General features: G+C 63.0%; 15 protein-coding genes. 4 read left to right on the top strand and 11 right to left on the bottom strand.

Annotation, left to right across the window (positions count from 1 at the left end; genetic code table 11):
• Positions 1–152: 152 nt before the first annotated feature.
• Positions 153–1,877 (bottom strand): amidase, encoded by a 1,725-nt coding sequence (locus B9Y51_RS04510; RefSeq protein WP_085528950.1) that lies wholly within the window; start codon positions 1,875–1,877, stop codon positions 153–155.
• Positions 1,874–2,926, bottom strand: coding sequence for an agmatine deiminase family protein (locus tag B9Y51_RS04505; RefSeq protein WP_085528949.1), 1,053 nt, complete (start codon positions 2,924–2,926; stop codon positions 1,874–1,876). The genes B9Y51_RS04510 and B9Y51_RS04505 overlap by 4 nt, the downstream gene beginning before the upstream one ends.
• Before the next feature lie 231 nt (positions 2,927–3,157).
• On the opposite strand from B9Y51_RS04505, the gene B9Y51_RS04500 reads away from it, so the two are divergent.
• On the top strand, positions 3,158–4,231 hold the full coding sequence (locus B9Y51_RS04500; RefSeq protein ID WP_085528948.1) for a YdcF family protein: 1,074 nt from the start codon (positions 3,158–3,160) through the stop codon (positions 4,229–4,231).
• Here B9Y51_RS04500 and B9Y51_RS04495 read toward each other — a convergent pair.
• Together B9Y51_RS04495 and B9Y51_RS04490 are read right to left on the bottom strand one after the other, a co-directional pair.
• Positions 4,228–4,884 carry a WbqC family protein gene (locus B9Y51_RS04495; RefSeq protein ID WP_085528947.1) on the bottom strand — a complete coding sequence of 219 codons (657 nt, stop codon included), beginning with the start codon at positions 4,882–4,884 and terminating at the stop codon, positions 4,228–4,230. The two genes, B9Y51_RS04500 and B9Y51_RS04495, sit on opposite strands and share 4 nt — an antisense overlap.
• The gene (locus B9Y51_RS04490; RefSeq protein WP_085528946.1) at positions 4,881–5,501 is read right to left on the bottom strand and encodes a PIG-L deacetylase family protein; all 621 of its coding nucleotides are present in this window, start codon (positions 5,499–5,501) and stop codon (positions 4,881–4,883) included. Before B9Y51_RS04490 ends, B9Y51_RS04495 begins: the two co-directional genes overlap by 4 nt.
• A gap of 209 nt (positions 5,502–5,710) precedes the next feature.
• On the opposite strand from B9Y51_RS04490, the gene B9Y51_RS04485 reads away from it, so the two are divergent.
• Positions 5,711–6,745, top strand: a complete 1,035-nt coding sequence (locus B9Y51_RS04485) for an LLM class flavin-dependent oxidoreductase (RefSeq protein WP_218189214.1) — start codon at positions 5,711–5,713, stop codon at positions 6,743–6,745.
• Between the two features lie 25 nt (positions 6,746–6,770).
• Here B9Y51_RS04485 and B9Y51_RS04480 read toward each other — a convergent pair whose 3' ends face one another.
• From B9Y51_RS04480 to B9Y51_RS04455, 6 genes are all read right to left on the bottom strand, one after another.
• Entirely contained in the window at positions 6,771–7,550 is a 780-nt protein-coding gene (locus B9Y51_RS04480; protein WP_085528945.1) for an HpcH/HpaI aldolase family protein, read from the bottom strand.
• Positions 7,535–8,320: a 2-oxo-hept-4-ene-1,7-dioate hydratase gene (gene hpaH, locus B9Y51_RS04475; RefSeq protein WP_085528944.1), complete on the bottom strand. Its 786-nt coding sequence runs from the start codon at positions 8,318–8,320 to the stop codon at positions 7,535–7,537. Before hpaH ends, B9Y51_RS04480 begins: the two co-directional genes overlap by 16 nt.
• Positions 8,321–8,328: 8 nt before the next feature.
• Entirely contained in the window at positions 8,329–9,435 is a 1,107-nt protein-coding gene (hpaD, locus tag B9Y51_RS04470; RefSeq protein WP_048683426.1) for a 3,4-dihydroxyphenylacetate 2,3-dioxygenase, read from the bottom strand.
• Positions 9,436–9,539: 104 nt separating this feature from the next.
• Positions 9,540–11,054: a 5-carboxymethyl-2-hydroxymuconate semialdehyde dehydrogenase gene (gene hpaE / locus B9Y51_RS04465; RefSeq protein WP_048683324.1), complete on the bottom strand. Its 1,515-nt coding sequence runs from the start codon at positions 11,052–11,054 to the stop codon at positions 9,540–9,542.
• A gap of 40 nt (positions 11,055–11,094) precedes the next feature.
• Positions 11,095–11,772 (bottom strand): GntR family transcriptional regulator, encoded by a 678-nt coding sequence (locus tag B9Y51_RS04460; RefSeq protein ID WP_048683328.1) that lies wholly within the window; start codon positions 11,770–11,772, stop codon positions 11,095–11,097.
• A complete protein-coding gene (locus B9Y51_RS04455; protein WP_085528943.1) occupies positions 11,769–13,352 on the bottom strand; it encodes a fumarylacetoacetate hydrolase family protein in 1,584 nt (527 codons plus the stop codon). The genes B9Y51_RS04460 and B9Y51_RS04455 overlap by 4 nt, the downstream gene beginning before the upstream one ends.
• Positions 13,353–13,503: 151 nt before the next feature.
• Here B9Y51_RS04455 and B9Y51_RS04450 point away from each other — a divergent pair, with 151 nt between their 5' ends.
• The gene (locus B9Y51_RS04450; protein WP_085528942.1) at positions 13,504–14,901 is read left to right on the top strand and encodes an MFS transporter; all 1,398 of its coding nucleotides are present in this window, start codon (positions 13,504–13,506) and stop codon (positions 14,899–14,901) included.
• Positions 14,902–15,060: 159 nt separating this feature from the next.
• Entirely contained in the window at positions 15,061–17,100 is a 2,040-nt protein-coding gene (locus B9Y51_RS04445) for a family 16 glycosylhydrolase (RefSeq protein ID WP_085528941.1), read from the top strand.
• Here the strand turns inward: B9Y51_RS04445 and B9Y51_RS04440 are convergent.
• The gene (locus B9Y51_RS04440) at positions 17,097–18,845 is read right to left on the bottom strand and encodes a thiamine pyrophosphate-binding protein (protein WP_085528940.1); all 1,749 of its coding nucleotides are present in this window, start codon (positions 18,843–18,845) and stop codon (positions 17,097–17,099) included. The two genes, B9Y51_RS04445 and B9Y51_RS04440, sit on opposite strands and share 4 nt — an antisense overlap.
• Positions 18,846–18,916 lie beyond the last annotated feature (71 nt).

Here is an 18,916-nt window from a genome sequence, read left to right as displayed (position 1 = left end):
TGACGCCAGCGTTGCCGGAAGTGCCGTTGCGCTTTCCGGAGGGTGCTTCTGAGGACATGTGTTCCTCCTATGGGGAGAGAAAATGAGTAGAGCCACTCACCAGGGGGATGAGCGAAGACTGCGAAGACGACGTGCCGTTCTGACGCCGGGGGTTAGCGGTTCAGACGCTGCGTTCGTTTCGGTTCGGTGCGCCGGGGCCCCAAGGCGTCGTAAGCGAATCCGAGCTCCAATAGGTGGTTATCCGAATAAGCCCGGCCCGCGAAGGTCAGGCCTACCGGCATCTCAATGTCGTCGAGGGTTCCCATGGGCACCGTCACTGTGGGGATCCCCAAGTGCCGGATCGCCAGGTTCCCATTGGCTACCCACACCCCGTTTCGCCACCCCTGATCGGCTGATTCGGGGTTAACGTCCATATCGGCGGGGGCGACGTCGGCGAGGGCGGGAAACACGACGGCGTCCAAGCCCCGCTCTTCCATCCATTCCTCGAGATCGATCTGGCGCGTTTTTTCGAGACCTGGCAGGCCCTCACGAATTTCGGGGATCTGATCCAGCGACTCGATCGGGCATTCCCTGATCAGATCGGGGTACGTCGCGATGTCGTCGTCGAATCCGTCGTAGCGATCCGCCAAGGCGCCGTCCGGGTGCGGGAAGATGTCGTTACCGTCCACGCAGGTCAGGTCGGGAAGGTTAGGGTCGGCGTTGGACCGGAGGAAATCGTCCCAGGCCCACGCTGAGAGTTCCGAGATTTCTCGATCGAGATACTCCCCGGTGACAAAACCACGCGTGCGCACCGTGGGTTCGCCAGGACGATCACCTTCATACCGGGTGACCACGGGGAAATCGACCTCGACGACACGAGCGCCAGCGGCTTCGAGGTCCGCCCGGGCACGCTCCCATAGAGTCACGACGCTCTCGCGCGTCCGAATGGGCTGCCCCGTCGAGCCGCCGATCCCCGGGTTTTCCGCGGTGCCGGCGTCGGGATCCTGGTTGATATACATGCGCGGAACCCCCAAGGTCTTTCCCTTGAGGTAGTTCCTCGCGGCCACGGCACTTTCGGGGACCAGAGCGGTGTACGAGTCAGGACGAACCTCGGAGGCCTTCGGAATCGGCACGACGTCTTGGACCCGCCAAAAATCGCCACGCGCCGTTTCGTCGTCCGCGACGACGACGTCGAGAATCTCGGCGAGGTCGGAAGCAGTGCGAGCGTGCGGAACCACCACATCCATGGTGGGGACCAGTGGCCAATTGCCCCGCACCGAAATCACCCCGCGCGACGGCGTGTAGGCAAAGAGAGCATTACATGACGCGGGAGCACGGCCGCTGGACCAGGTTTCTTCCGCCAGACCAAAAGCGGCAAAACTCGACGCCGTCGCCGTGCCCGAACCATTGGACGAACCCGAACCGAAAGCCGAGGTTAGCCTGTCTGCGTTATAAGGGCTCTCGGCTCGGCCATACAGCCCCCGTTGCATCCCACCGTTGGCCATCGGGGGCATGTTGGTGAGTCCCACACAGATCGCACCGGCGGCACGGAGCCGCTCAATCGTGAATGCGTCACTTTGGGCGACCAACTCGCCGAATGCGGGACTTCCCGCCGCGGCCGTCAGGCCCTCGACGAGGTAGCTGTCTTTCGCGGTGTACACGATGCCGTCCAGAGGCCCGAGCACGCGTCCTTCGGAACGACGCCGATCCGAGGCTTGCGCTTCGGACCTCGCCCGAGGATTGCGCACAATCACGGAGTTCAGCATCGGCCCGGCGACGTCGTAAGCGTCCATGCGTGCCAAGTATTCGTCGAGCAGCCCCTCGCTGGTGATGTCACCTGATTCGAGGGCAGCCCGCAGCTCCGCGATACTGGCTTCAACTACGTCGATCCGGCTCACGAGCGATCACCCACGGCGGGCTGCTGCTGGGTGATGCAATGGATTCCTCCGCCGCGTTCGAAGATCGGGCGCGCCTCGACCGAGACGACCTCGCGCCCCGGATACGCCTCCGAGAGAATTTCTCGGGCTCGACCGTCCGCCCGATCCTCGCCGAAGGAACAGGCGACCACCACACCGTTGGCCACGTAGTGGTTGATGTAGCTGTAATCCACCGGGCCGTCGGCATCGCTCAGGCGTTCCGGTGCGGGGACCTCGAGGATCGACAGACGACGCCCCTCGGCGTCGGTCTGAGTTTCCAGAGCTTCCCGAATCTGGACCATGGCCTCGTGATCCGGGTGCTCGGGATTTTCCTGGGCGTGCAACAAGACAGTCCCGGCTGAAGCGAAGGTCGCGACGATGTCCACGTGGCCGTTCGTGCCGAACTCGTCATAGTCGCGCGTCAAACCACGAGGCAACCAGATGACCTTGCGGGCGCCCAAGGTCCTCGCAAATTCGGCCTCGACGCGCTGGCGGTCTGCGTAGGGGTTACGCCGTCGGTCCAGTTGAACCGTTTCCGTGGCCAAGACCGTGCCCTGGCCGTCCGTGTGGATGCCGCCGCCCTCGTTGACTAAAACCGAGGAAACGACCTGGGCGGATTGAGGTGTTCGGGAGTGTTCCGCGACCCACCGGCCAAGCTTCGCCGACTTCTCCCAGTCCGCCCACTCGTTGGCACCCCATCCATTGAAAATCCAGTCCACGGCCCCAAGACGCTCGGGGTCTTCGTCGTCTCGCACGAAGGTTGGACCGATATCGCGCATCCAAAACTCATCGACCGGAGCCTCGAGAACTTCGATACCTTCACCCAGCAGATTTCGGGCGCGTGAAACCTCAGAAGGGTCGGCCACCATGGTTACGGGCTCGTATTCTGCAATGGCACGAGCGACGGCGGACCACGCCTCGTATCCTTCGGCTCGTTCGGCATCGCTCGCACCAAGGGTCTGACCTTCACAGGGGAAGGCCATCCATGTGCGTTCGTGGGGCGCCGTTTCGGCGGGCATGGTCCAAGCCATGTGGGGATCTCCTTTCGGAAACGACCAACTCGTCCGCTCGTCCGCAGGGATTTCCGACGAACTTAACGAACCTGGTTCGTTTACGTTGAGAGCCAGGCTACAGGCAGAGCCGGCATCTTGTGAACCCACTCACCTTTTTTGTGCCTGAATTACTTTCGGCCCCGGCTTGGATAGAGTCGAGACACCCAGTCCGACTCTCGAGTACGGACCAACTCCTGCCCCACGGACACGATGTATTCACCTCACACCGCCACCCATCTCTTCTACATTGCGCTCGGGCTCGGAATGCTGGGCTACTGCGTCGCGGGATTTCGGCGCGCCGGCCATCGACTTCGCTACGGTGCGTGCAGCATTGTCGGCGTGCTGATGATCCTCAACTCGGCGTTGAGTCTTTTGTCGCAAACCAACCTCGATTGGCTGACTTTCATCATGGGCCTCGTGGTCCTTCTGGCCATGTTTGCCCTCATGGTCGGCTATGTCAGCCTGATCGTGTTCTTACTGATCAACGGCGCCACGATCATCCGCAAGGAAGGGCGTCGGCCCAAAAATCTGTTGGCGCTGGGGGCAGGGCTATGGATGATCGCGCTTCCGTTCGGCGTCATCGTCATCTTCATTCTCGCCGCGAGCGGCGCCACTTGGGTGGCGGTGGTGGCAGGCATGGTTTACGCCCTGCTGTGGTACGCCACCGGCTACATCGCTTTCTGCTTCTTAAGCTTCCTCATATCCACGCTGGCGTACCGTCGCCTCTCGGCCCGCTTTCACCCGAAATACGTGATCATTCTCGGGGCTGGCCTGATGGGTACCAAGGTCACGCCACTGCTCGCCTCGCGATTGGACCGCGCCGTGATGGTGTTCCGCCGAGAACAGGCCGCAGGGCGTACCCCCATGTTGATCCCCAGTGGAGGTCAGGGCCCTGATGAGGTGGTGCCGGAGTCTCACGCGATGCGCGAGTACCTTCTCGAACAGGGCATACCAGACGAATTCATCCGGGTGGAAGATCAGTCCACAACCACCTTGGAAAACCTGCGCTTCTCTCAACGGCTCATGGATGACCCCAAGGCCCCGGTTTACGTCGCAACCAGCGACTATCACGTGTACCGTGCGGCCATTTTCATGAACCGAGTGGGACTCAAGGGACGCGGCGTCGGCGCCAAAACGGCTCGCTACTACGTCCCCAGCGCCTTCCTCCGCGAATTCGCCGCGATCATGGTTGCCAACCGCTGGATCCACCTCATCGCACTCACGCCCATTGCTCTCGGCACGCTCGCGATCGTCGTCCTCGCCGTCATGGCCCAAGTAAACTAGAGACGTCGCTGATCGCCGGCGCGGCGAAGGATCGCTGGCATGGGATCCTCCAGGTCCATGAGCAGGCTCACCACGCTGTCTCCGGTGACGTGCTCGTGATCGGACCACGTCAGGGTGATTCCGTGGTCGGCAAAATACCCTTCGGGATCCTCGCCCATGTAGGCGCGTCCGCCCGCACCGGCCAAGTATTCGTCCCCGCCCACGGCCTGAACCTGCTCAATCAACCGATCTCGCGCATGCGCTTGTGGCGGGTCCGTGAAGAGGATCGGAGTGGTCAGACCCAGGAGTTCACGAATGAGGTAGATCAAAGATAGGTTGACTTCGTCCAGGTGCGTCCCTTGAGCGGCAAGAATCCGCTCGCACAGGTCGGCACCGCGCTGCTTCCACAGGGGCGCTCCGCGATACCTACCTGAAATGGTATCCACGAGCCGCTGTTGCCAGCCCTCCCGAACGACGACGTCCGTGATCGGCACGAGCGACGGTTTGCCTTCCAGCATGTGCGAGCACCAGCGATCCCGCATGGTCACCCGACGTTGATACCCGTGCTTCTGGAACTGATCATGCTTCGAGACGATGAAGGCATCACTTGTGGCCATTTTGAACCAGAACCCGGAGTACGGCAGAAGGTCCGGCTGATGAATCGTGACCTTCATGAGCGCACGTGCCTCACGAGTGCATACTGCTCGGCAAAGGGCAATCCGCGCACCTTGCCGACGGCCGCCGCAAGTTCCTTGATCGCGTTGATCGGATGGGAGTCTCCGGGGGTTTCGGATTCATAGCAACGGCAGGCTTCGGCCTTGAGCTCGGCGTCAGTCTCGGTCAGCGGCTCGAAAACGTTCCAGCGAAGGTCGCTCGGATACAGGCTGACGTCGTACACCGCGACGTCGTAGACGTAGACGCTGGGAGTGCTCCAGTGATCATGGGACATCGATAAACGCGACGTCCTCATACCGGCCTCATACGCGGAAATGTGATCCTGATGGAGCGAAGGGAACGGGAGGTAGAGCTCGTCGGGCCGAACGTCTCGGCAGACCCGGTCCAGTTCGCCGACGAGATCCGCCATATGTTCGCCGACACTCCCGTCCGGAAGATTGAGCTCGATCACCTCCGTGACACCCAAAGTGCTCATGGCCGCCTGGAACTCGCGGCGTCGGGTTTCATTGCCCCTTGCCGTCACCACGACGACGCACTCTTGCGGATACTTGGCCAATAAGCCTCCACACCCCATGCTTTCGTCATCCATATGGGGTGCGACGATGAGTCTCTTCATGTGGTTCCTCGATGTGGTTCGAATGGCTTGGACAGTCATGCTCGCTGACCACAGAGTAACAACGTTCCTGGAGGTGAGGTCCGCGATTTCGAAGCGACCCTGATATATGTGCCGTCAACGCTGGTAGGCGAAGGCCCTCGAAATCCACAGGGCAGGCAAGACGTTGGCCCTAGTGGAAGCGGAATAGGTTGCGCCTGCCCGGGGTTGAGATCGATGTGAATACACGCAAGAGCATCGGCTTCCTCTCCTTCGGCCACTGGACTCCACACCACTCCTCAGCAACCCGTAGTGCCGGCGACGCTTTGACCCAAGGCATCGAACTGGCCGTCGCCGCCGAAGAGTTAGGGGTCGACGGCGCCTACTTCCGAGTGCACCATTTCGCCCGACAACTCGGCACGCCCTTTCCCCTGCTCGCTGCAGCAGGCGCGAAGACCAGCACGATCGAGCTCGGCACGGGCGTCATCGACATGCGCTATTCCAACCCGATGACGTTCGCCGAAGATGCGGCCGCGGCCGACCTCATCGCCGGCGGCCGGCTTCAACTGGGGCTCTCCCGAGGGGCGCCGGAGCAAGTCATCGACGGGTGGAAGTATTTTGGCTTCGAACCTCAGGACCATGAATCCGCCCCGGATATGGCGAGGCGTCACACCCTGGAGGCGCTAGACGTCATGACGGGGCGGCAATTCGCCCAGCCCAATCCGCTTCCGATGTTACCCAACCCGCCAGGCCTCCTGGCCCTAGAACCTCAGTCGGAAGGCCTTCGCCAGCGCATCTGGTGGGGTGCTGGCTCCGACGCAACGGCACGTTGGGCTGCCCAGAACGGCATGAACCTCATGTCCTCAACTCTTAAAGACGACGAAACCGGCGAACCGTTTCACGTGCAACAACGCAAACAGATTGAGGAATTCCGGAAGGAATGGGGCAAGCACGACCACGGATTTGAGCCCAGGGTCTCGGTCTCACGCTCGATTTTCGCGATCACGAATGACCAAGACAAGCGCTATTTCTTGGCCTCGGGCGACGGTGAGGACCAGTTCGGAATCATCGACAACACCCGCTCCGTATTCGGCCGTTCGTACATCGACGAGCCTGACATGCTTATCGAACGCCTCCGCCACGACGAGGCGATCCAGGCAGCCGACACCCTGTTGCTGACGGTGCCCAATCAGCTCGGCGTGGACTACAACGCCCACGTGATGGAGTCGATCCTGACGCACGTGGCACCGGGACTCGGGTGGCGCTAAGCCCCCCCCGCCCGGGGTCACGGGGTCACGGAACGAATTTCTCCGCCAACCCCCGCGAGGCCTGAGTGAGGAGCTGGACGTCCGCACCCACCAGCACGAACGAGGCACCGGCGTCCAGATACTTCCGAGCCTGCTCGTGGTTGAACGCATTCACGCCAACCTTCTTCCCGGCTGCCCGCACCTTCTCAAAAACCGAGAGCACCGCTGCCGTGATGTCCGGGTGGGTCTGTTCACCGAGCAGGCCCATGGAGGCGGCCAGATCCGACGGCCCCACAAAGACGGCGTCGACGCCGTCCACCGCAGCGATCTCCGCAGCCTGCGACACCGCAGCTTCCGACTCAATCTGCACCGTCAGCGAGATCGTTTCCTCGGCTGCGCTCAAGTACCCCTCGACGGCGCCCCACCGCGAGGCTCGCGCCAATGCTGAGCCCACTCCCCGCACGCCTCGCGTCGGGTAACGAACTGCCGCCACGGCCTGACGGGCTTCCTCGGCCGAATCGATCATGGGAACCAACAGGTTTTGGGCCCCGAGGTCCAGGAACTGCTTGATGGTCGCGTCGTCGAGCACAGGAACGCGCACCATCGGCGTCATCGGATAGGGGGCGACGGCGCGCAACAACGAGGCCGTGCTTTCCAGTCCGATGGGCGAATGCTCGCCGTCGATAAGTACCCAGTCCAGCCCCGAACAACCCGCGATTTCTGCAGCGACGGGCGAGCCGGAGCACACCCACATACCGACGAGCGGCCTCTCGGCGGCCTGCAACTCGCGGGCGAAGGTCTGCGGAAGTTCTACGCGAAACGGCATGTGATGGCCCCCAAATCTCCATAGTCGGCGTGCACGGTATCTCCTAGATGCACCCACAGGGGGCGGGTGAAGGAACCGGCCAGAATGATCTCTCCGGCCGTGAGCTTGTCGCCGTGAGCCGCGAGCTTGCGGGCTAGCCACACCACCCCGGCGGCCGGGTGATTCAGGACAGCCGCGGCCACACCGGTCTCCTCGATGGTCTCGTTGCGGTACAGCATCGCCGCGACCCACCGTAAGTCCGTCGCGTCGGGAGCGATGGGGCGACCACCCAGAACCATCGCCCCGAGAGCGGCGTTGTCGCTGATCGTATCCACAATGGTGCGCCCCTCCATCTCGACGCGAGAGCTCAGAATCTCCAACGCCGGAGTCACGTATTCGGTGGCCCGCAGGACGTCGTAAATGGTGACGTCCTCGCCTTCCAGGTCCTCCTTGAGCACAAACGCGAGCTCCACCTCAATGCGCACGTTGGAATACTGCCCGTGCTCGATCACCGAGCCGCTTTCGTACACCTGGTCGGCGAATATGGCGCCATAATCCGGCTCTGTGATGCCGGTGGCCTGCTGCATCACCTTTGAGGTCAAACCGATCTTGCGACCCACCAAGCGTCGTCCCGCTTTCTCACCCCGACGTCGCCACTCGTTCTGCACCGCGTAGGCGTCCTCAACCGTCATCTCGGGATACCGAGCCGTCAGGCGAGGGATCATGGTGCGGTTTTCCTCAGCCTGCGCCAGATCATCGGCAATGGAGCTGAGTTGGTTCTTCTCCAGCATTGTTCTCCTTACAGCTGATGACCGATCTTGAAGCCCTTCGAGGCCTCACCACGGTAGGTTCCGTCTTCATCTCCGGGACGGGTGTAGGAGAACCCGTCCGCCCCGATGGTCACGTCCATCTCGGAAGAGGCCTCACGTTTCCGGACCTCCTGCGGATTGCCGTCCAGATCCAGAACAAGAGACGCCTCGGTGTACCACGAAGGGACCACGGGATTGCCCCACCAGTCGCGACGCTGGTTGTCGTGCACATCCCAGTGCACGACCGGGTTGTCCGGGTCGCCGGTGTAATAGTCCTGCGTGTAGATCTCGATGCGATGGTCGTCCGGATCCAAGATGTACAGGTAAAACGCGTTCGAGACGCCGTGGCGCCCGGGCCCGCGCTCGATCCGGTCCGACATCCGCAAGGCACCCATCTTGTCGCAGATGTAGAGGATGTTGTGCTTCTCGTGCGTCGCAAAGGCCACGTGGTGCATTCGCGGGCCGTCACCGCCCGTCATGGCCGTGTCGTGCACCGTTGATTTGCGGCGCATCCACGCGGCGTACTCGGTGCCTTCCGCATCGGAGATGTCCTCGGTGATGCGAAAGCCGAGGCCCTCCATGTAACGGCATGCCCGTGGCACATCCGGGGTGACCTGGTTGAAGTGATCCAGGCGGACCAAAGCACCCGCGCCATACAGCTCATAGCGCCAGGCAAGTCGCTCCACATGTTCCGTCTCGTAGAAGAACTCGTAGGGGAATCCCAGCGGATCCTCCACGCGCACCGAATCGCCGATGCCATGGACGAACCCCTCTTTGCGTCGCTCAGTTCGGCAACCGAGCTCCTGGAAGTACGCCTCCGCCTTGTCGACGTCCTCGGGCGTGCGAACCCGGTAGGAGAACGCGCGGACCGCTGCGACCGGGCCCTGCCGCAGAATCAGGTTGTGGTGGATGAACTCCTCCATGGGACGCAGGTAAATAGCCTCATCGTCTTCTTCCGTGACGACGAGGCCGAGCAGGTCCACGTAGAACTCGCGAGACTTCTTCAGATCGGTCACGATCAGTTCCATGTACGCGCATCGGAGGATGTCCGGGGCTGGAACGGAGGGAGTGGGGATGGGGGTACTGGTGAGGGTCATCTCAAGCGTCCTTGCTCTATCGATGGAATCGGTGGTGTGCCAAATGGGGGCCGGCGTGCGGCGGCCGGCCATGGGTGACTGCCGCCGCACAGATTTCGGTGGGCTTACTCTGCCTTGCCGAAGACGGGGTTGTGGACCTCGCCGAGATTGATGTGAACCGCCTGCTGGTCGGTGTAGAAGTCGATCGAGCGGTACCCGCCCTCGTGGCCCAGGCCGGAAGCCTTGACGCCACCAAAGGGTGTCCGCAGGTCACGCACGTTATTGGAATTGAGCCAGACCATTCCAGCGTCCACGGCCTGCGAGAAATTGTGTGCCCGCTTGAGGTCATTGGTCCAAATGTAGGCGGCCAGACCGTACTTCGTGTTGTTGGCCAGTTCCAGCGCTTCCTCTTCGGTGTCGAAGGGCGTGATCGCGACGACGGGTCCGAAGATTTCGTCCTGGAAAATCCGCGCATCCGGGGCGACGTCGGCAAACACCGTGGGTGCCACGAAGTTTCCGTCCTCAAATCCTTCGGGACGCCCGCCTCCGGCCATCAGCCTGCCCTCGGACTTGCCGATCTCCACGTAGCTCATGACCTTCTCGTAGTGCTCGGGGTGCACCAACGCCCCAACTTCGGTCTTCGAGTCGGAGGGCAAACCCACCTTGACCCTCTTGGCCTGAGCGGCGTAACGCTCCACGAATTCGTCATAGATTCCCCGCTGCACCAGGATGCGGGAACCGGCGGTGCACCTTTCGCCGTTCAGGGAGAAGACGCCGAAGACGGTCGCATTGATCGCGGCTTCGAGGTCGGCGTCGTCGAAGACTACGGCCGGGGACTTGCCGCCGAGTTCCATGGAAAGCCCCTTCAGGTAGGGCGCGGCGTTGGCGAAGATCGTTTGTCCCGTACCGGATTCGCCGGTGAAGGAAATCAACGGGACGTCCGGGTGTTTGACCAGGGCGTCGCCAGCATCCTCACCGAACCCGTTGACCAGGTTAAACACGCCCTCGGGGAGGCCCGCCTCCTCAAAAATTCCGGCCCACAACGAGGCCGAGAGAGGAGTAAATTCCGCCGGCTTGAGCACCACGGTGTTACCGGTCGCAATCGCCGGCGCGAGCTTCCACGATTCCAACATGAACGGCGTATTCCAGGGCGTAATGAGACCCGCGACGCCGATGGGCTTGCGGTTGACGTAATTCGCCTGGCGGCCGGGGACCTTGAACGCGTCGTCGTGCTGGGCAACGATCAGGTCCGCGAAAAACCGGAAGTTCTCCGCCGCGCGGCGAGCCTGGCCCAGGGCCTGGGTGATGGGAAGACCGGAATCGTAAGATTCCATCGCGGCGAGGCGCTCCCCGCGGGTTTCGACGATGTCCGCGATCTTGTTGAGCACCCGAGCGCGTTCCCGGGGAAGCATCGTGGGCCACGGGCCTTCTTCGAAGGCCTTCTTCGCGGAGGCCACCGCGGCGTCGATGTCGGCTTTCTTGCCCGCCGCCGCCTTGATATACGGCGTGTTGGTTACCGGATCGATGACGTCAAAGGTGCTTCCGTCCACCGAATCCACCGAGCGTCCGCCAATGTAGTGGCGGATCGCCTCGGGAAGGTCTTCGGGCTGTGCGTGCTGCTGTGTCTCTTCCGCAATCATGATTGCTCCCTTCGATCAGGACATCCGTAAAAGTCTGGAGTTAGGTCGTACTGCGTTGTTTGGCGAGGTAGCTCTTGAGGGTGTTGTGCCGGTGGTCTCGGGCAGCGCGTTCTAGGTCGACGACGTCGGCCCCGCTTTCGATGAGGTCCAGCATCTTCGCGTGCTCGGCCACAGACTCGCGAGCGCGCCCCGGAACAAACGAAAAGGTTGAATCCCGCAAGTGGCCCAGTCGCTCCCACTCCGCGGCGACCAGCTCCGTCATCCTGAGATTGGGGCACTTGGCGAAGAGCACCTGGTGAAAGGCTCTGTTGGTCTCGGTGAAGGAGTGCGGATCGAAGTCGTCCAGCGACGCCGCGAGCTGCTCATTCAACTCACGGGCGTAGGCCAAGTCCTTGGCGGTGAGATGCGGCGCAGCGAGAGCGGTTGCGGCTCCTTCCAGAATCCCGAGGCTCTCCATGGAGTACCGGTAGCGTTCCTCGTCGACCATCGCGACCTGCGCCCCGACGTTGCGCTGGAAGGTCACGAGCCCCTCTGCTTCCAACCGCCGAATCGCCTCTCGCACAGGAACCACGGACATATCCAGCTCTCGACCGATGGTGTTCAGCACTAGTCGGTATCCGGGGGTGAATTCCTGGCGGGCGATCCGCTCCTTAAGCCACTCATAGGCGCGTTCGGCCTTGCTCGTGCCGACAGCGGCGGGAACCTTGAGTTCGGTCATGATTGACCATCCTCGGAACCGTTAGACGTCTCCCGGTCGGAGAGCCACCGCTGGTAGGCCTCTTTCCACTCCCCGGTCGGCGGGAAAAGACCGTCCACGGGATGACCTTCGGCCACACGTTCGGCGACCCAGGCATCCTGAATCTCCTTGGCCTCGGCCGCGTTCAGGACCTCTTCGAGTGACTCACGGGGAATCACGATCACGCCGTCGTCGTCGCCAACAATCACGTCCCCCGGCACAACGGTCGCATTTCCGCAGGCCACTGCGACATCAGATTCCCAGGGAACGTGCTTCCGGCCCAGAACCGCCGGGTGCGCGGCCGTGGAAAACACCGGCAAGCCGATCTCGCGGACGGCCGCCGAATCGCGGACACCCCCATCGGTGACCACGCCCGCCGCCCCGTTGGACCGTGCGCGCAGGGCGAGGATGTCCCCTAAGGTCCCGGAACCTGCCTCGCCGCGAGCCTCGATCACGATGACTTCACCGGGCTGAACGGAGTCGAAAGCTTGTTTTTGCGCGTTATAACCGCCACCGAATTTCTTGAAAAGGTCTTCGCGGGCGGGAACGAATCGGAGGGTTTTAGCGACCCCGACGAGTTTGGTACCCGCTTGAGCCGGCCGGACGCCTTCAATGCTGACCTGGTTGAGCCCACGCTGACGCAGCTGTGCCGAAAGTCCCGCGGTGGGCGTTTGAAGGAGCCGCGCACGGACGTCATCCGGGAGCGGTCCGGTCGGGGTGGCATCGGTCGAGGGTTCATCCTGACTCTCCGGAGCAAGGCCCGCCGCCTCGCGAGAACCCCACGCCTCTTCTCGCTGACGGTCGTCCACGGCCGGCAGGGCACCAAGCTTCGGATCAAAGTCTCCGCGGCCTTCAACCACGCGCGTTACCAAGCGCCCGGAGGTGGGAGTTCCCTTGGCTTGAGGGGCGTCCACTTCCACTTCGACGACGTCGCCAGGTGCCACGACGCTCGATCCCGCCGGGGTGCCTGTCAGGATCACGTCGCCGGGTTCGAGGCTCACGTGTTGGGAAAGGTCCGCAACGAATTGGGCGAGCGGAAAAATCATTTGACTCTCGGAGGTGCCGTCGCTCTGAGCAAGTTCTCCGTTAACCCACGTGCGCACGCGCAACTGGCCCGGATCGACGTCGCGCGCGTCGATGAGATCGGGGCCCAGCGGGGTGTATCCATCGCGGCCCTTATTGCGCAGGTTCGAGCCTTTGTCGGCGGCACGATAGTCGTAGACGCCAAAATCGTTGGCGGCCGTGACGGACTCGACGTAATCCCACGCGTCCTCGAGGCGAACATTGCGTGCAGGGCGCCCGATCACGAGCGCGACTTCGCCCTCGAAGGCCAAGAGTTCGGTGCCCGCCGGGCGTTGAATCACGGCGCCGGAACCGGCCAGGGAACTGGTGGGCTTGAGGAAATACGAGGGAGCCTGGGGACGGCGACCTCGCTGTGCGGCCCGCGATTCGTAGGAGAGGTGTACCGCGATGATTTTTCCGGGGCGAACGGGCACATCAGCACAGTCGCCTTGGCCTCGAAACTCGGTGTTATGCGTCGACAACGCTGCGGGATCCGCCATGGAGCCTCCTCGTTGAAACTCTTGATTAGCTTCCCAAATCGTATATGATCGTATCTCAGATCACAAGTTACCCAGATCACAGCACGTGATAGGGGTCTCCGTGATCGTCGTTGATTCCATAGCGACCGGCACCCGAGACAAAGGAGTCTGCATGTCGGATCTTCACCATGACCCCACAACCACCACGGCGGCCCTCCGAACCGTGGCGCAGGCCAAGGAACAGCGCCGCGTCATCGCGGGAACCATCGTGGGAACCAGCATCGAGTGGTACGACTTCTTCCTCTACGCGTCGGCGGCGGGACTCGTTTTCGGCAAGCTCTTCTTCGGCCCGATGGGCCCGCAAGCCGCTCTGGTCGTGTCCTTCCTCAGCGTCGGGTTGAGCTTCCTCTTCCGTCCATTCGGGGCATTTCTCGCGGGCCATCTGGGCGATCGCTGGGGCCGCAAGCGAGTCCTCATGATCACGCTGATCGGCATGGGAGCCGCCACCACCCTGATTGGGGTTCTGCCGACCCACTCGAGCATCGGCGTTCTGGCTCCGATCTTGTTGATTCTGCTGCGGATCCTTCAGGGCATTTCCGCCGGTGGCGAGTGGGGCGGGGCCGCCCTCATGGCGGTCGAACACGCGCCCGTGGATCGTCGCGGAATTTACGGATCCGCGCCGCAGGTCGGGGTGCCCCTTGGCCTCCTCATGTCTTCGGGCATCCTCGCCCTGATGACGACCATCGCGCCAGGCGAAGCGTTCATGGCCTGGGGGTGGCGCATTCCGTTCCTGCTGAGCGTCATCCTGATCGGCGTCGGCTACTGGATTCGCCACGGCGTCGAAGAATCGCCCGTTTTCCAGCAGATTGCGCAGGTCAAGGACGAGCGCAAGGCACCTATTGGGCTCCTGTTCCGTAAGCACGGAGTCCTGGTGATCTTTGCGGCCCTCATTTTCGCGGGTAATAACGCGGCCGGGTATATGACCACCGGCGGATTCATCCAGAGCTACGCAACGAACCCTGAGGGCCCGCTCGGATTCGACCGAGGCCCCGTGCTTCTGGCCGTGACCGGATCCGCCGTCACCTGGCTGATCTTCACGATCGTCGGCGGGTGGTTCTCGGATAAGGTCGGCCGGAGGACCTCCTACCTGGTCGGCTGGGTCGTCCTATTCCTCGGAATCCTGACACTTTTCCCGCTGGTCAATAGCGGTAGCTTGGGGATGCTCTTCCTCGGACTCGTGATCCTGACCATCGGCCTGGGCCTGACCTATGGCCAACAGTCCGCGACGTACACCGAGCTCTTCCCGGCCTCGGTGCGGTTCTCGGGGGTCTCAATTTCCTATGCGATCGGCGCGATCCTCGGGGGAGCCTTTGCGCCGATGATCGCCCAGTCCCTCCTCAACGCGACCGGCAGCACGGCATCCATTGGCGTCTACCTGTGCGGCATCGTCGTCCTCGGATTCCTCTCCAACCTGTTGCTTCGCGACCGAACGGGTATCCCTCTGGGGCACGGCAACGAGGAGGCTCAGTCCGTGAGCCCACTCGTTTTTGCCGGTCGCAAGGACTCCTAGAGCAGGGCATCGCGACCTCATCGGACGACGGCGTGGCCAGAACCGGCCGCGCCGTCGTCCTTTGAATTTTTAGGACTTCCGCCCGACCGCGCCATGAGGTATCTTTCAGGTCATTGCCAGGTTATTCATCGCAAATAACCTCTGACATCAAGGAACCCCATGCACCTTTCCTCACTCGCACTGTCCATCACTCGTTGTGCCGCTGCCGGGACCCTCGCTCTGGCCCTCGCCTGGGCTCCGATGACAACCCTCTCGACTCCCGCACAGGCGGCGACGACGGCCGCCACGCAGGTGACCCCCAAAGGACCAACCTTCAATGAGACGGCCAAGTCCGTCTACATCCCCTCCGACCAAGGCGTTCGGTATTACATCACCGTCGACGGGGCCAACATCACCAAAGAAGGCCTCCCGTACGCCAAACCCGGCACTTACACCGAAGCTGACGGGCTCAAGGCCGGCGTACCCATCACCGTGACCGCCAAGTCCGCGGGCAGTTCCACGGTTCTGGTGGGGACGACGCACTGGGAGACAACCTTTCGTAAGGCACCCAGTTACGACCTCTCCCGCGGCGACGATTTCAACGACCCATCCGAACTGCCGTCGGACCAGTGGAACGTATACACGACCCGGGCATCGAGCCTGGGCGCCAACGGGAACACGATCTACACGGCCAACAACGTCTCGGTGAAGGATGGCAACCTCGAGATTCGCACCGAACGCCACTGCCTGTCAGGCTCGCAGGAGCCGAGCGCGGAGACTGTGAGCCCGGGCGGCGCGGTCTGCCCTTCGGGCACTCGGACGGCGTACACCTCAGGCCGCATCAACACCGGCTTCATCTACAACGCTCCCTTCCGCATGGACGTGCGGGCGCGGATGTCAGACGACGTCGTCGACGGCCTCCACTTCGCCGCGTGGCTGCGCAACGATCAGCCGTACTGCACCCAGGCGGGCGTGGAAAAATCCACCCTTGCGGAGCTCGACACCATGGAAGTGTTCAGTCAGCACTCCTACACCACCAACACCTCACACATCACCTGCACCAAGCAGCCCAATGGCGGAGCGGGCACCAAACGGGATGCCCACCGGATGGACACCCAGATCGCCGGCGCGTGGCACGAATTCTCGATGACCTGGGACGGTTACGCGATCCGGTACTTCCTGGATGGCCAGCCGGTTCCTTCTAGCTGGGGTCAGACGCCGGAAACCACCGCGGCCACGCTCGGCATGAGCGACGAGGAGTTCCAGTCGGCGCTCAATGACCGCCCGTACCAGGCCATCATCGACTCGTTGGCCTTCGCCCAAGACACCACCTGGATCAATCCGCCCAAGGCCGACCAGCCCTTCCCCGCTCGGGTGGACAAGGTCGATTACATTCACATGACCCCGCTGGAGAACATTCACCCAGTCGGGGCCATTGACGGTAAGTGGAAGCAAAATTCCTGGCTCGGTGCACCCACCGCCCCGGAGACCGACGCCGGCCCCGCCGGTGCCCGGGTTCAGACCTTTGAGCACGGGGCGGTGTACTGGTCCGCCGCGACCGGAGCCCACACCGTGAAGGGCGCGATCCAGGGTGCCTACGACTCCCGTGGCGGTGCCTCCGGTGCCCTCGGATTGCCGACGACGGATGAGAACCAGCTGAAAGGCGGCGCGTCGCAGTCCTTCCAGGGCGGCCAGATTCACTGGTCGCCGTCCACCGGGGCCCACGTGGACCGCGGGGCGATTCAGGCGTATTGGGCCCAGCGGGGATGGGAAAAGGGTTGGCTCGGCTACCCCACCGGAGATGAAATCACCGGACTGGCAAGCGGAGGCGCGTCACAGACCTTCCAGGGTGGAACGTTGTTCTGGGACGCACGGACCGGCGCGGTACACGAGGTCCACGGAGGGGTCTTGGGTACCTATGGACGTCACGGATACGAATCCGGTCGTTTGGGCTACCCCACTACCGACGAGATTCGCCTGCGGGGCGGGGTTTCTCAGGTATTCAACAACGGTGAGATCCACTGGTCACCATCCACCGGTGCCCACGCCACCTATGGCGCGATCCAGGACTACTGGCAGCGCAACGGCTGGCAGGATGGCTGGCTCGGCTACCCCACCGGTGAAGAAACCCCCACGTCCGACGGCGGCGTGCGACAAAGCTTCCAGCACGGTGAGGTGACCTGGTATCGCGACCGACCACTGACGGCGGTACGGCGTTAGTCGGTCAGCACCGCGTCCCGGACTGTTGCGGGGTCCGGGTTCGCGGTGCTCGCCGAAGGCGCCTGAAACCCCAACATCTCCTCCACGTGCGGATGGTGACGGCGCGCTTCGTCGAGCGCGGCGATGATCCAGTCGGCCCGGAGATCGCCGGTGATGCGGCAGTCCAGAACGTAGACGCCGTCGGCGCCTTCACGAGCCCATTGCTCAAAATCGACGAGGTCCCTCATGTTTGTGACGGTCGCGCTGCGAGCGCCCAAGGCCTGGAAGATGCCCGCGAAGTCGATGTCGGGAATCATCATCGCGGCATCGCTAACTCCGCGGCGAGCGTATTGATGCACCTCGGCGCCGTAACCAGAGTCGTTGAGGAACACCACGACGCCGCGGCGGGCCGTTCGGACGAAGGTTTCGGCGTCGGCAATGCCCATAAGCCCACCGCCGTCACCCGAGACCAGCACGGGCAAGCGATCCCCGGCCGCTGTGATGACGCCCGCGGCTGAGGGAAGCCCTAGGCCGATCGACTGAAATTGGGTCCCCACGGTGATGTGGCTATCAGGGCCTTGAGTGCGTAGGTAGGTCAGCGGCCACTGCATAAAGTGACCGCCGTCGGTAAAGACCACTCGGTCCGGCGGAAGTACGTCGTTCAGCCGGCTCATGACCCGGCGGGGGTCGAGAAGGCCGTCGGGGGCCACCTCGTCACCGACGGGCCGACGTTGGGCTTCGACATCGTTCGGCACGGTGCGCGCGCTACGTCCGCCAACCCCCGACTGCCGCAGTTCCTCGCGGATCGCGCGAATAGCGAGAGTCGCGTCCGAACGGCACGATAGGTTCACGCGCGGATTCGTCGGTTCTTCGGCGAGGTCGATCTGGATCACGCGGGCGGTGTCGCCAAAGGCGTGTCCGTGAGCCACGGTGAACTGGTTGAGGCCAGCACCGACCACCAGCACGACGTCGGCCCCACGGATTTCTTCCGCGGCGACCGGGGCAGCGAATCCCCCGCAAATCCCCAGATCTCGATAATTCGGCCGCCGGTCCTGGAAGGCGTGAAAGTAGCCCTGAGTCGGAACGGTGGTGGCGACATCTGCCCCTAGAGTCTCGGCGAGCCCCCGCAGGTCCGCTCGGGCCTCAAGCGCTCCGCGACCCGCGAGGATCAAGGGGCGTTCCGACGTAGCGAGCTCGGAGGCGATGTCGCGCAGGACCGAGGCATTACCCTGCGGCGGTGTGGCGCGGTCCGGGAGCGCAGGAATGATTTCGCCCCGTTCGCCGATCAGCTCGGCGGAGAGATCGTACGGAATCGCCAGCACGACGGGCCGCGAATGGTCCCGAGCGTCGGCGAGCGCCTGGATCGTCACGGTTCCGACGTCGTGGCGCCCCACCGTAAAGGTCGGCACCCCAACCGCCTCAGCCAAGGCATCCTGTTGCACGTCGAGGGGGCGCGGGCCGGACGTCGGACGGTCCCCCACCACCAGCACGAGCGGGATGTGGGCCAGCGCCGCCTCGGCGAGGGAGGTCAGGGTGTTGGTGAATCCCGCTCCGTAGGTCGCGGTCGCGACGGCGATCTTGCGGGTCATGCGGTAATACGCGTCCGCGGAGGCCACGGTCGCGGTCTCATGGCGGACGGGTGTCGGCTTGAGACCTAGGCGTTCGACGGCGTCGATGAAATAGGCGTTGCCGTTGCCCATGAGGCAGAAGTACTGGTCAACGTGGCGCGAAAGGGCGCGCGCAATCGTTTCGGATACGGATTGCATGGTGTTTCCTCCGGAAGCACATATGAACTTGAGTAGGCCATATATGTCTGACCGCCGGAAGAAGCGGCTGA

The organism is Kocuria massiliensis, from assembly GCF_900169715.1.
Lineage (GTDB): Bacteria > Actinomycetota > Actinomycetes > Actinomycetales > Micrococcaceae > Rothia > Rothia massiliensis.
The sequence above is the reverse complement of the archived record's forward strand: the minus strand, read 5'-3'. Positions and strand labels throughout refer to the sequence as shown.